General features: G+C 66.2%; 10 protein-coding genes. 7 read left to right on the forward strand and 3 right to left on the reverse strand.

Features of this window, described 5'->3' with window-relative positions:
• Positions 1-300: 300 nt before the first annotated feature.
• Complete coding sequence (locus CA237_RS12005) at positions 301-1821, reverse strand: fumarate hydratase (protein WP_066689368.1); 1521 nt, start codon at positions 1819-1821, stop codon at positions 301-303.
• 156 nt (positions 1822-1977) lie between these two features.
• Between CA237_RS12005 and CA237_RS12010 the strand changes: the two genes are divergently transcribed.
• The 6 genes from CA237_RS12010 to CA237_RS12035 all read left to right on the forward strand — a co-directional run bounded on the left by CA237_RS12010 (position 1978) and on the right by CA237_RS12035 (position 11949).
• Positions 1978-4008, forward strand: a complete 2031-nt coding sequence (locus tag CA237_RS12010) for an EAL domain-containing protein (RefSeq protein ID WP_164523872.1) — start codon at positions 1978-1980, stop codon at positions 4006-4008.
• A gap of 184 nt (positions 4009-4192) precedes the next feature.
• Positions 4193-6328 (forward strand): NAD-dependent DNA ligase LigA, encoded by a 2136-nt coding sequence (ligA, locus tag CA237_RS12015; protein WP_066689258.1) that lies wholly within the window; start codon positions 4193-4195, stop codon positions 6326-6328.
• A 153-nt stretch (positions 6329-6481) separates the two neighbouring features.
• Positions 6482-8959, forward strand: a complete 2478-nt coding sequence (locus CA237_RS12020) for a TonB-dependent receptor (RefSeq protein WP_126014215.1) — start codon at positions 6482-6484, stop codon at positions 8957-8959.
• Positions 8960-9107: 148 nt separating this feature from the next.
• A complete protein-coding gene (locus CA237_RS12025; protein ID WP_066689250.1) occupies positions 9108-10208 on the forward strand; it encodes a histidine kinase in 1101 nt (366 codons plus the stop codon).
• Positions 10205-11017 carry a LytTR family DNA-binding domain-containing protein gene (locus CA237_RS12030; protein ID WP_066689248.1) on the forward strand — a complete coding sequence of 271 codons (813 nt, stop codon included), beginning with the start codon at positions 10205-10207 and terminating at the stop codon, positions 11015-11017. The genes CA237_RS12025 and CA237_RS12030 overlap by 4 nt, the downstream gene beginning before the upstream one ends.
• Positions 11017-11949: a rhodanese-related sulfurtransferase gene (locus CA237_RS12035; protein WP_066689245.1), complete on the forward strand. Its 933-nt coding sequence runs from the start codon at positions 11017-11019 to the stop codon at positions 11947-11949. Before CA237_RS12030 ends, CA237_RS12035 begins: the two co-directional genes overlap by 1 nt.
• A 112-nt stretch (positions 11950-12061) precedes the next feature.
• On the opposite strand, the gene CA237_RS12040 is transcribed toward CA237_RS12035, so the two are convergent.
• Entirely contained in the window at positions 12062-12352 is a 291-nt protein-coding gene (locus CA237_RS12040) for a DUF3297 family protein (RefSeq protein ID WP_066689243.1), read from the reverse strand.
• Positions 12353-12445: 93 nt separating this feature from the next.
• The gene (locus CA237_RS12045) at positions 12446-12859 is read right to left on the reverse strand and encodes a hypothetical protein (protein ID WP_066689242.1); all 414 of its coding nucleotides are present in this window, start codon (positions 12857-12859) and stop codon (positions 12446-12448) included.
• Between the two features lie 141 nt (positions 12860-13000).
• Between CA237_RS12045 and CA237_RS12050 the strand changes: the two genes are divergently transcribed.
• Positions 13001-13399, forward strand: a complete 399-nt coding sequence (locus CA237_RS12050; protein WP_066689241.1) for an EVE domain-containing protein — start codon at positions 13001-13003, stop codon at positions 13397-13399.
• Positions 13400-13508: the final 109 nt, after the last annotated feature.

Here is a 13508-nt window from a genome sequence, read left to right on the forward strand (position 1 = left end):
CCCCAAGACTTCGGCGCATGCGGAACCTTGGATCCCGGCCCCCGTCATCCCGGCGCAGGCCGGGATCCAAGGTTCCGCATGCGCCGAAGTCTTGGGGGTATGCGGTACGGTGGATCCCGGCCTTCGCCGGGATGACGAAGGGGAGAGGTAACGGCTCCGTGCCACTCCCTCGTCGTTCCCGCGCAGGCGGGAACCCATAGACGCTGACGGTTCGGATAGAGGCGCGAGCGTTGCGGCTATGGATTCCCGCCTTCGCGGGAATGACGACGGGGGCGTTACCGGCACACCTCGAACGAGTGGTCACGCCCCCTCGAGCAACCGCTCCTTCGCAATCTTCTCCCGCCACACCAGCGGGGCGAGGTGGTGGACATTCTGCCCTTCGCTATCCACCGCGACGGTGACCGGGAAGTCCTGCACCTCGAACTCGTAGATCGCTTCCATGCCGAGGTCCTCGAAGCCCACGACCTTCGACCCCTTGATCGCCCGCGCGACGAGGTACGCCGCCCCGCCGACCGCCATCAAATAGGCCGACTTGGCCTCCGCAATCGCCTTGGTCGCGTCGGCACCGCGCTCCGCCTTGCCGACCATCGCCAGCAGCCCCTGGTCGAGCATCATGCGGGTGAACTTGTCCATGCGGGTGGCGGTGGTGGGGCCGGCCGGGCCGACCACTTCCTCGCCCACCGGATCGACCGGACCGACATAATAGATCACCCGGCCCCGGAAATCGACCGGCAGCTCCTCGCCCTTGGCGAGCATGTCGGCGATCCGCTTGTGCGCGGCGTCGCGGCCGGTCAGCATCTTGCCGTTGAGCAGCAGCCGGTCGCCATGCTTCCACGTCGCGACGACTTCGGGCGTCAGCGTGTCGAGATCGACGCGGATCGCCGCCTTATCCGGCGTCCAGTTGACGTCGGGCCAGTCGGCCAGATTTGGCTGTTCGAGATAGGCGGGGCCGCTGCCATCCAGCGTGAAATGCGCGTGGCGGGTCGCGGCGCAGTTGGGGATCATCGCGACCGGCTTGGACGCGGCGTGCGTCGGCCAGTCGAGAATCTTGACGTCCAATACGGTCGACAGGCCACCCAGCCCCTGCGCACCGATGCCGAGCGCATTGACCTTGTCCATCAGCTCGATGCGCAGCGCCTCGACATCGCTCTGGGGCCCGCGTGCCTTCAGCTGGCCCATGTCGATCGGTGCCATCAGCGATTCCTTGGCGAGCAGCATCGCCTTTTCGGCGGTGCCGCCGATGCCGATGCCGATCATGCCCGGCGGGCACCAGCCGGCGCCCATCTGCGGGATCATCTCCAGCACCCAGTCGACGATCGAATCGCTGGGGTTCATCATCTTGAACTTGGACTTGTTCTCCGACCCGCCGCCCTTGGCCGCGACATCCACATAGACCTTGTCGCCCGGCACCATTTCGACGTGCAGCACCGACGGCGTATTGTCCTTGGTATTGCGCCGGGTGAACGCCGGATCGGCGAGGATCGAGGCGCGCAGCTTGTTCTCCGGGTGCAGGTACGCGCGGCGCACGCCTTCGTCGACGACCTCCTGCAACGACCGGTCGCTGTCGAGCCGGCAATTCTGCCCCCACTTCACGAACACGGTGACGATGCCGGTATCCTGGCAGATCGGGCGATGCCCCTCCGCACACATCCGGCTGTTGGTCAGGATCTGCGCGATCGCGTCCTTGGCGGCCGGCGACGTCTCGGCGGCATAGGCCTCGCCCAGCGCGCGGATGTAATCCATCGGGTGATAATAGCTGATGAACTGGAGCGCGTCGGCGACGCTGTCGATCAGGTCGGTTTCGGTGATGGTGACGGTCATCGCGTGGTCCATGTCTGTCGAAAAATCTTTCCCGCCCTACAGGGGGACGACACTGGCTTGCAAAGAATTCGTTCACTTGTCGCACGCTATCCTCCCTTCGTATCACCCGGGGGAAGCGCATTGGCGAGCGGCGGTTTGAAGGCGGCACTGCGATCGTTGGTCCAGGGGACCGACGACAACGCACGCTCGCCCGGCGACCCCAGCCGGCGCCTGATCAGCGAAGCCGAGCATCACAGCCCCAACTGGTTCTGGCAGACCGACCGCAATGGGCGGATCTCCTATCTGAGCGACAAGATCGTCTCGGTACTGGCCGCCGCCGGGATCGATGCGATCGGCGCATCGTTGGTCGACGTGCTGCGCATCGCCGGCAGCGATTCGACCGCCGGCGACAACGAACGCACCATCGCCTTTCACCTGTCGGCCCGCACCGCCTTTACCGACTATGCCGTCACCCCCGCCTCAGCCACGCATACCGACCGCAGCTGGACCGTATCGGGCAGCCCGTTCACCGACCCCTATGGTCGGTTCGAAGGGTTCGTCGGCACCGGCACCGACATGGCCGCCGTGCGCCAATCGGATGCGGCGATCACCCGCCTCGCGCTGTTCGACAGCCTGACCGGCCTTGCCAACCGGCAACGGATGCGGATGTCGCTGGAACAGACCCTGGCCCAGCCGGGCTATGACGGCACCGCGCTGTTCCTCCTCGATCTCGACCGATTCAAGGCGGTCAACGACACGATGGGCCATCCGGTCGGCGACGCGCTGCTGAAGCAGGTGGCGCAGCGGCTGGAGCGGACGGTCGGCGATGCCGGGCTGGTCGGGCGGCTGGGCGGAGACGAGTTCCAGGTGATCCTGCCGCGCATCGCCAGCCGGTCGGACATGGTGACGCTGGCGCAGGCGATCATCACCGCGCTGTCGCAGCCCTATTTCCTGAACGGCGCCGCGGTATCGATCGGTTGTTCGATCGGCATCGCCGTATCGCCCGATCACGGCGCGACCCCCGACGCGCTGGTCGCCAATGCCGACCTCGCCCTCTATGCCGCCAAGGATGCCGGGCGCGGCGTCGCCCGCTTCTTCCACGACACCCTGCTGGATGGCGCGCGGTCGCGGCGACAGATGGAATCCGACCTGCGCGTCGCGCTGTCGCTCGACCAGATGCGCATCGTCTACCAGCCGGTCGTGGCGCTCGACGACAGCCGCATCACCGCGTTCGAAGCACTGCTGCGCTGGGAGCATCCGACGCGCGGGTCGCTCGAACCCGCCGAGTTCGTCGGCGTGGCGGAGGAGTGCCAGCTGATCGAATCGATCGGCGAATGGGTGTTGCGCACCGCCTGTCACGATGCCGCCGCCTGGCCCGGCGAGTCGCGGCTGGCGGTGCCGTTGTCGGGGGCGCAGTTCGCCAACCCCGCCCTGCCCGCGATCATCGCCAATGCCGTCGCGCGGTCGGGCCTGTCGCCCGAACGGCTGGAACTCGACCTCGACGAAGCCAGCGTGCTGCGCGACATGCGTGCCGCGGTCGGCAGCTTCGCCGCGCTGCACGGGATCGGCGTCCGCCTCGCGCTCGACGATTTCGGTGCGGGACCGGCATCGATGTCCTGCCTGCGCCGGTTGCCATTCGACCGGATCAAGCTCGACCGTTCGTTCGTGCGCGGGGTGAGCGATCCCGAAGGCCGCAACGCCGCCGTCGTCCGCGCGATCACGACTCTGGGCGAGTCGCTGGGCATCGATGTCACCGCCAAGGGCGTGGAATATCAGGACGAACTGAACGCGCTGCGCGATCTGGGCTGCTCCGACGTGCAGGGCCTGCTCTATGGCCCGCCGGTCGACAATGCGGCGGCGGCATCGCGGCTGCTGGCGGAGGGCGGCGCGATGACCCCGCGCGGTCCCAAGGCGCCGCGCGCACCGCGCACGCGCATGCTGCGCTCGACCACGATCGAGCTGAACGGCACGCGCCGCTCCGCCCGCATCCGCGACCTGTCGAGCGACGGCGCGCTGATCGATCTCATCGATTTCGACGAAGCCGCGATCGGCACGACGCTCCGGATCGATACCGGCGGCGGGCAATGGGTGGCGGCGACGCTGCGCTGGGCAGAGGACGGCCGCGCCGGGCTGCACTTCGATCACCCGATCACCGTCGAACGCCGCGTGACCATCCGCCGCAGCAGCGTGCGCGAACCCGGGGCGTAACGCTCCCCCCTCCGTCTCCCCCCCGTTTGCTTCGAGCGCAGGTTCGAGCCTGTCGAGAACCGCAGTCGAGAAGGGGCTTGCCCCAATCACCAAGTTCTCGACTGCCGCTTCCCGACAAGCCCGAAGCTGCTCGAACCGAACGGGAGCCTTGATCGCCCCGCATCCCCCCGATAGCGCTGGCGCCATGACCACCCAGCCGCTCCCCGCCACCCAGGACGATGCCCGCGCCGAACTGGCCGATCTGGCCGAGCGCATCGCGCGCGCCGACACCGCCTATCATGGCGAGGACGCGCCGGAGATCAGCGACGCGGAGTACGACTCGCTGGTCCGCCGCAATCGGGAAATCGAAGCGGCGTTCCCCGCGCTGGTGCGCACCGACTCGCCCTCGCTGCGCGTCGGCGCTGCCCCCTCGGGCCATCTGGCCAAGGTCGCCCATGCCCGGCCGATGCTGAGTCTCAACAACGCCTTCGCCGACGAGGACGTGGCGGAGTTCGTCGCCAGCGTCCGCCGCTTCCTGCGCCTGTCCGACGACGAACCCGTCGCGCTCACCGCCGAGCCGAAGATCGACGGCCTGTCCTGTTCGCTGCGCTACGAAGGGCGCAAGCTGGTCCGCGCGCTGACCCGCGGCGACGGCGCGGTCGGCGAGGACGTGACCGCCAATGTCGCGACCATCGCCGACATTCCCCAGACCCTGCCCGCCGCGCCGGACGTGTTCGAGGTGCGCGGCGAGGTCTATATGGCCAAGGACGATTTTGCCGCCCTCAATGCCCGCCTGCTCGCCGACGCCGCCGACCCGGCCAAGGCGCGGCAATTCGCCAATCCGCGCAACGCCGCCGCCGGATCGCTGCGACAGAAGAACGCCACCGTCACCGCGTCGCGCCCGCTCAAATTCCTGGCGCATGGCTGGGGCGAGGTCACGGCGCTCCCTGCCGATACCCAGGCCGGCGTGGTGCAGGCATTGAAGGACTGGGGCTTCCCGATCGCCGACGCGTTCCAGCGCTGCGACGGCGCCGCGCAAGCCCTCGCCGTCTATCGCGCGATCGAGGCCACGCGCGCCGACCTGCCCTACGATATCGACGGCGTGGTCTATAAGCTCGACCGGCTCGACTGGCAGGAGCGGCTGGGCTTTGTCGGCCGCGCCCCGCGCTGGGCCATCGCGCACAAATTCCCCGCCGAACGCGCGCAGACCACGCTGAAGGCGATCGACATCCAGGTCGGCCGCACCGGCGCGCTGACCCCCGTCGCCCGGCTGGAGCCGGTGACGGTCGGTGGCGTCGTCGTCACCAACGCGACGCTGCACAATGCCGACGAGATCGAGCGGCTGGGCGTCCGTCCGGGCGACCGTGTCGTCGTGCAGCGCGCCGGCGACGTCATCCCGCAGATCGTCGAGAACCTGACCCGCGACGAAGCGCGCGCGCCCTGGACCTTCCCGACCACCTGCCCCGAATGCGGCTCGCTCGCCGAACGCGGCGAGGGTGAAGTCGTCGTGCGCTGCACCGGCGGTCTCGTCTGCCCGGCGCAGCGGGTCGAGCGGCTGATCCATTTCGTCTCGCGCCACGCCTATGACATTGCCGGGCTGGGGCTGGTGCGGGTCGAGGAATTCTTCCGCGACGGGCTGATCGCCTCCCCCGCCGACATCTTCCGCCTGCACACCCATCGTGAGGCGCTGGTCCAGCGCGAGCGCATGTCCGAGCTGGTCGTCGACAAGCTGCTCGCCGCGATCGACGCACGCCGCAGCATCGGGCTCGACCGCTTCCTGTTCGCGCTCGGCATCCGCCATGTCGGCGAAGTCACCGCCCGCGACCTCGCGCGGCGCTACGGCACGATCGAGGCGTTCCTCGACATGATCGAGCGCGCGCTGGCGGTCCGAGCCGAGACCGTGCCGGCGATCGGCGAGAACGATCGCAAGTTCGTCCTGCGCCGCGGACGTGCCCTCGTCGCGGCAGTCGAGACGGCGGGCATCGGCCCCGAAGTCGCCGACGCCCTCCTCGCCTTCTTCGCCGAAGAGCATAACCGCGCCGTGGTCGACGACCTGCTGCGCGAAGTCACCCCCCTACCGGTCGAGCACAAGGCGGTCGCGTCCGAACTGACCGGCAAGACCGTGGTCTTCACCGGCAAGCTGGAAACGCTCAGCCGCGACGAGGCCAAGGCACAAGCCGATGCGCTGGGCGCCCGCGTATCGGGATCGGTGTCCAAGAAGACCGACTTGGTCGTCGTCGGCGCGGACGCGGGGTCGAAACGCGCGAAGGCGGAGGAACTGGGCATCCGCGTGATCGACGAGGCGACATGGGCGGAGATCGTATCCGCTGCAACAACGTGACGTTTTTGCAACGCACACAAAGAGACTGAGTTCCCCGCTTTCGGTTGTCGCAAAATAGAAATATGGCGCGTCCATTGGCGCCGGGACGGTGAATGCCGCCGCCTGAACCAGCGTACCGAGTCGCGCCACGACCTTGCGATTCAAAGGGGACTTATGAACACCAAGCTCTATGCCGGCGTGGCCTTTGCCGCGCTCCTGCTCCCGGCCTCCGCCTTCGCGCAGTCGACCGGCTCGACCGATTTCGAATCGGAAGAAATCGTCGTCACCGGTTCGAGCGTCCAGAACGGCGTCGACGGCATCAAGATTCCCGACAGCCCCAAGGCGCGCGTCGTGCTGGATCAGGAATTCATCGCGAAGCAGGCTCCGGGCAACACCGTCCTCGACGCGCTCAACATCGTTCCCGGCGTGAACTTCACCCAGAGCGATCCGTTCGGTTCGTCGGGTGGCAATATCCGCATCCGCGGCTTCGACAGCAACCGCGTCTCGCTGACCTTCGACGGTTTCCCGCTGAACGATTCGGGCAACTACGCGATCTATTCGAACCAGCAGCTCGACCCTGAGCTGATCGACGAAATCAACGTCAACCTCGGCGCGACCGACGTCGACAGCCCGACCGCATCGGCCGCCGGCGGCACGGTCAACTATCGCACGCTGATCCCGTCGGAAACACTGTCGGCCACGCTGGTCGCCTCGTATGGCGATTTCGATTTTCACCGCGTGTTCGGCCTGATCGAGACCGGAAACCTGACCTCGTTCGGCACCCGCGCCTTCCTGTCGGCGTCGAAGGCATCGAACGACAAGTTCCGTGGTCCGGGCGAAATCCGCAAGCAGCAGTTCAACGCCGGCATCTACCAGCCGCTCGGTGACAATGGCGACTTCATCCGCATCTCGGGCCACTACAACGAGAACCGCAACAACTTCTATCGTTCGGTCTCGGTGGGCGATATACGCACCCTTTTCGGCACCGGCGTCATCCCGGCGAACGCCAATGCATCGCCGTCGAACCCGATCCGCATCGACCTGAACGACAGCCAGTTCGAAACCGTCAGCAATTTCGAGAATGACGAATTCTGCTCGACGCCGACCCCGGTCAACGGCACGGCGCAGGCGGCGAACAACTGTTCGAACTATTACGGCATTCGCGTCAACCCGTCGAACACCGGCAACGTCCGCGCCAATTCGCGCTTCTCTCTGACCGACCAGCTGACGCTGACGCTCGACGGTTCGTACCAGTACACGCTGGCCCATGGCGGCGGCACCTCGACGCTGGCCGAGAACTCGGCACGCGCCAAGGGCAGCCTGACCACGTCGCCGGGTGTCGATTTCAACGGCGACGGCGACTTCCGCGACACGGTGCGCTTCTTCTCGCCCAACATCACCAACACCAACCGCTACACCGGCATCGCGTCGTTGCGTTACGACTTCAACGACGACCAGCGCGTCCGCGTCGCCTACACCTACGACAATGCGAACCACCGCCAGACCGGCGAATGGGGCTATCTCTATTCGAACGGTATGCCCGAGAACATCTTCTCGGGTCGTAACGGCCGTCCGGTGCTGGCCGCCGACGGCTTCGTGATCTCGCAGCGCGATCGCAAGTCGGTCGCCTTGCTGAACCAGATCTCGGGCGAATATATCGGCCGCTTCTTTGACCGGGCGTTCACGCTGCAGGTCGGCCTGCGTGCGCCGTTCTTCAAGCGTGACCTCGAAACCTACTGCCCGATCGAGGCACGCGGTTCGGGCTTCGCCTACTGCACCAGCGAACCGATCGCCTCGCTGCGCATCATCGCCCCGAACGCCGTCGTCCCGACCACCGGTGCGACCCCCTATTATGCGCCGTTCGCGACGACCTATAAGTACGACGCGATCCTGCCCAACGCCGGCTTCACCTACAACTTCGCTGATACCAACATCAGCATGTTCGGTAGCTATGCGAAGGGCTTCTCGGCGCCGCGCACGGATAACCTGTACCGCGCGCCGTTCATCGGTGTGCAGCCGGAAAAGACCGACTCGTTCGATCTCGGCCTGCGCTACAACAGCCGCGTGGTGCAGTCGCAGCTGACCGGCTGGTACATCAAGTACAAGAACCGCATCGTGACCTCGTTCGACTTCGATCAGGGCATCTCGTTCGACCGCAACATCGGTGCGGTGGACAGCTATGGCTTCGACGGCACCGTCACGGTCCGTCCGACCAACTGGCTGGGACTGACCGCGATCGCGTCGTACACCCACACCGAACTGCTCTCGAACGTCCAGACCGCCGGCACGGCGATCGCGCAGACCAAGGGCAAGAAGGTTCCGGAAACGCCGGAATGGCAGTTCGGTGGCCGCGCCGAATTTAACTACGGCCCACTGAACGTCGGCGTTCAGGGCAAGTATGTTGACGAACGCTTCGCGACCGACGTCAACGACGTCGTCGTCGGATCGTACACCCTGGTCGATCTCGACGCGCGCTTCAGCCTGGAACAGTACGGCCTGAAGCGCACCAGCTTCGCCGTGAACGTGCGCAACCTGTTCGACGAAAAGTATTTCGGCAACATCAGCACGCAGGTCGATGCGCTCTCGGGCAACCCGAACTTCTCGGTCGGCTACCCGCGCACGGTCATCGGTTCGATCAAGTTCGGCTTCTAAGCCCTACCCGATCCAACCAACCGCGAACCGCCGTCCCGGCAACGGGGCGGCGGTTTTCGTTTGGGGGCCGCTTGCGCTAAGGCCATTTTGCCAACCCGCCCCCGCCCCGCTATGACCATGCGGGGGCACAAGACGACTGACGGAGCGCATGACGCCGAAGCCCGCCATTTTCTCGCGCCCCTTCTTCGAACAGAAGAACCGCGCCTTCTGGCTGCTGCAGGCGGCCGGCTGGACCGGCTATCTGCTGCTGCGCTCGGTCTCGACCGTGGCCAGCGCCGCGTCGCTCAAGAATGTGCTGGGCAATATCGTCGAGGTGATCGTCGGCTATTGCCTGACGCTGCTGATGAGCGTGCTCTACGGCTATTATCGCTCGCTGCCGCGCGTGCCGGCGATCTTCCTGACGATGTGCACCTTGTCGGCGGCGACCTTCGCCTATTCGCTGATCGACGCCTTCGTCTTCACCTTCATCCGCAACGTGTCGCCCGATGTCAGCCTGTCGCTGGTGCTCGGCACGCTGTTCCTGAACTTCACCGTGCTGACCGGCTGGTCGGCGCTCTATTTCGGGATCAATTTCTACCTGGTGGTCGAACAGCAGGTCGACGAGATGCGGATGCTGGAGATGCAGGCGTCGTCGGCACAGCTCGCCATGCTGCGCTATCAGCTGAACCCGCATTTCCTGTTCAACACGCTCAATTCGATCTCGACCCTCGTCCTGCTGAAACAGACCGAGAAGGCGAACGTGATGCTCAGCCGCCTGTCGTCGTTCCTGCGCTACACGCTCGCCAACGAACCGACCGCGCACGTCACGCTGGAGCAGGAGGTTGAAACCCTCAAACTCTATCTCGATATCGAAAAGATGCGGTTCGAAGATCGCCTGCGTACCTGTTTCGACATCGATGCCCGCGTGGCGCACGCGCGGTTGCCGTCGCTGCTGCTGCAACCGTTGGTCGAAAACGCGATCAAATATGCCGTCACGCCGCAGGAGGACGGGGCCGATATCGCGATCACCGCTCGACTGGCCGGGGATCGGGTGCAGATCGCCGTGTCCGATACCGGGCCCGGCTTGATCGACAGACCGAAGCGGCCGACGCTTTCCACCGGTGTCGGCATTCAGAATATCCGGGACCGGCTGGCACAGGCGTACGGCCCCGACCATTGTTTCGAAACCCGCGCCGGCAACGACGGCGGGTTCGTGGTCGAGATCGAACTGCCCTACCAGACGCAAGACGTTACCAAAGAGGCTGCATGACCATCCGTACCATCCTTGTCGACGACGAATCGTTGGCGATTCAGGGCCTCGAACTGCGGTTGCAGGCGCATGAGGATGTCGAGATCATCGACAAATGCCAGAACGGCCGCGAAGCGATCCGGTCGATCAAGACCCACAAGCCCGACCTCGTCTTCCTCGACATCCAGATGCCGGGGTTCGACGGCTTTTCGGTGGTGCAGGGGCTGATGGAGGTCGAACCGCCGCTGGTGGTGTTCGTCACCGCGTACAGCGACCACGCGATCCGCGCGTTCGAGGCGCAGGCGGTCGATTACCTGATGAAGCCGGTGGAGGAATCGCGCCTCGCCGACACGCTCGACCGCGTGCGCCAGCGCCTGTCCGAAAAGCGGGGCCAGGCCGAGGTCGAGAAATTGAAGGAAGTGCTCGCCGAAGTCGCCCCCGACACCGCGGCGGAGATGGAAGCGGCCGACGGCGCGAACGACGACGCGGTCGGCGCGAACCGCTTCGAAAAGCTCATCAACATCAAGGATCGCGGCCAGATCTTCCGCGTCGATGTCGACACGATCGAGATGATCGAGGCGGCGGGCGATTACATGGTCATCAACACCGGCGACAATTCGCTGGTGCTGCGCGAGACGATGAAGGACCTCGAAAAGCGCCTCGACCCTCGCCGGTTCCAGCGCGTCCACCGCTCGACCATCGTCAATCTCGACCTCGTCAAGCAGGTCAAGCCGCACACCAATGGCGAATGTTTCCTGATCCTCGAATCGGGTTCGCAGGTGAAGGTCAGCCGCTCGTACCGCGACGTGGTGGCGCGCTTCGTCCACTGATGACCGGGCTGACCGTTGCGGCACTCTACCGCTTTACGAAGATTGCTGACCCGCAGGCGGTCCGCGACACGCTGGAAACCGTGCTCGCCGACGCGGGGGTTCGCGGCACGCTGCTGATCGCCCCGGAAGGGGTCAACGGCACCATCGCCGGCAGCGCGGAGGGCATCGCCACCGCGCTCGCCGCGATCCGCGCCCTGCCCGGCTGCGAAGACCTGACACCGAAGTTCAGCCACGCGGCGACGATGCCGTTCCACCGGCTGAAGGTTCGGGTGAAGCAGGAAATCGTCACGATGGGCGTGCCCGGCACCGATCCGAACCGGATCGTCGGCACCTATGTCGCCCCCGCCGACTGGAACGCGCTGATCGCCGACCCGGAAACGGTCGTGATCGACACCCGCAACGCCTATGAGGTGAAGGTCGGCACTTTTGCCGGCGCGGTCGATCCGCAGACCGACAGCTTCCGCGACTTTCCCGACTGGTTCCGCGCCAATCGCGACACGCTGCTGGCCGGCAAGTCTAAGGTCGCGATGTTCTGCACCGGCGGCATCCGTTGCGAGAAATCCACCGCCTTCCTGAAGGGCGAAGGCGTCGAGGACGTCTATCACCTCGACGGCGGCATCCTGAAATATCTGGAGGAAGTGCCCGCGCAGGCGAGTGCGTGGGAGGGCGAATGCTTCGTCTTCGACGAACGCGTCGCGGTCGGCCATGGGCTGACGCAAGGCACCCACGCGCTATGCCGCGGCTGCCGCATGCCGGTCAGCCCGGAAGAGCGCACGTCACCGTTGTTCGAGGAAGGCGTACAATGCCCCGCCTGCGCCGGCACCCGCGACGCCGCGACGCTGGCGGCGAAGGCCGAACGGCACCGACAGGTGATGCTGGCCGCCAGACGCGGCGAACAGCATGTGGGTAAGCGGATGGCGCGGGAAGCCTAGCCTCCACAATCCGCGCCACGAACGTCACCCCAGCGCAGGCTGGGGTCTCTCCGTAATCAGGCGCGCTCCTCGCCGCAGGAGGCCCCAGCCTTCACTGGGGCGACGCCCTCTATTACTCCGCCTCGCCGCCCTTCGTTTCGTCCGCAGGCGCATCCGCACCCTCGGCCGGCGTCTGGAAATAGGCCTCGACCGGGCCCGACAGCTTGATGGTCAGCGGCTGGCCCTTGCGGTCGACCTTCTTGCCGAGGCCGACGCGGATCCAGCCTTCGGAGATCGAATATTCCTCGACATCGTTGCGCTCGGCGCCCTTGAAGCGGATGCCGATGCCGCGCTCCAGCACGGGCTGGTCGAAATGCGGGCTGCGCGGATTGATCGAGAGGCGATCGGGGGGCGTATCAGTCATGGGCGCGGCCCATGCCGCAAAACGCCGCGCCCGCCAAGCGGAAAGGGCGGAGGACATGCTCCCCCGCCCCGCCGCATGTCGTGCGGTCAACAATCAGTTACAGACGCGCACGCGCACCGTCTGGTCGTAATAGGGGTCGTAGCGCCGCTCGACCCAGCACCGCTGATAGTTGTTGTAGCGATAGGCGTAATAGCCGTCGTTCGGATAATAGCCCCGCTGACGATAGAAGCGGTCGTCGTAATTATAGGCATAGCCCCGGTCGCGATAATAGCGATCGCGGAACCGCCGGTCGTTCGCGCTCGACGCCAGCGCCGCGCCGATCGCGAGGCCCGCAATGCCGGCGACGACCGCCGCACCGCCATTGTCGCGGCCCCGGTGCCAGCCGCGGTCGTAGCCACGGTCCCAGCCATAGCCGCGGCGCCACTGTGCATCGGCCGGCGCGGCAGCGGTCAGCGCCGTCGCGGCCAGCGACAACCCCAGGCCCGCCTTGGTCAGCAAGCTATTCATGCCAATCTCCTCAACCTGCGTGGGGGCCAGCAAGGCCCTTGTCACGACGACGCATCTGCGCCGATGATCGAATCGATAGCACCGGGCGACTGAACGGACGCGGAACCGGCCATTCACCGGCGGTTTAGGGAAGGGGTAACCATGGCGCACTGGCTGTTGAAGTCCGAACCCGACAGCTATGGCTGGGACGATCTGGTCCGCGACGGCGGCACCGAATGGGACGGGGTGCGCAACCACGCCGCCGCAAAGCATCTGCGCGCGATGGCGGTCGGCGACGACGCGATCTTCTACCATTCGGGCAAGGACAAGGCGGCGGTCGGCATCGCGCGCATCGCCCGCGCGGCGCAGGCGGATGGCGACGAAGGCTGGGTGTCGGTCCGCGTGGAGCCCGACCGCTCCCTGCCCCGCCCCGTGACGCTGGCGGCGATGAAGGCGGCGGTCGGGTTGCAGGACATGGCGATGCTGCGCCAGTCGCGGCTGTCGGTGTCGCCGGTGACGGACGGGGAATGGACGGCGCTGATGCGTTTGGCGGGGGAGTAGCGACTTCTCTCCAACAACCCCGTTTGGTTCGAGCAGCTTCGAGCCTGTCGAGAAGCGGCCGTCGAGAACTCCCCGTTTGGGGCAAGGCGTTCTCGACAGACGCTTCTCG

Origin of the sequence: Sphingomonas sp. ABOLH (genome assembly GCF_003951715.1) — a bacterium.
GTDB classification, from domain to species: domain Bacteria; phylum Pseudomonadota; class Alphaproteobacteria; order Sphingomonadales; family Sphingomonadaceae; genus Sphingomonas; species Sphingomonas hankookensis_A.

Coding starts and splice junctions, on each gene's coding strand:
- CA237_RS12040 (WP_066689243.1), bottom strand. CDS start 12,352: ATGACTGATACGCCCCCCGATCGCCTCTCGATCAATCCGCGCAGCCCG.
- ligA (WP_066689258.1), top strand. CDS start 4,193: ATGACCACCCAGCCGCTCCCCGCCACCCAGGACGATGCCCGCGCCGAA.
- CA237_RS12005 (WP_066689368.1), bottom strand. CDS start 1,821: ATGACCGTCACCATCACCGAAACCGACCTGATCGACAGCGTCGCCGAC.
- CA237_RS12050 (WP_066689241.1), top strand. CDS start 13,001: ATGGCGCACTGGCTGTTGAAGTCCGAACCCGACAGCTATGGCTGGGAC.
- CA237_RS12020 (WP_126014215.1), top strand. CDS start 6,482: ATGAACACCAAGCTCTATGCCGGCGTGGCCTTTGCCGCGCTCCTGCTC.
- CA237_RS12035 (WP_066689245.1), top strand. CDS start 11,017: ATGACCGGGCTGACCGTTGCGGCACTCTACCGCTTTACGAAGATTGCT.
- CA237_RS12025 (WP_066689250.1), top strand. CDS start 9,108: ATGACGCCGAAGCCCGCCATTTTCTCGCGCCCCTTCTTCGAACAGAAG.
- CA237_RS12030 (WP_066689248.1), top strand. CDS start 10,205: ATGACCATCCGTACCATCCTTGTCGACGACGAATCGTTGGCGATTCAG.
- CA237_RS12045 (WP_066689242.1), bottom strand. CDS start 12,859: ATGAATAGCTTGCTGACCAAGGCGGGCCTGGGGTTGTCGCTGGCCGCG.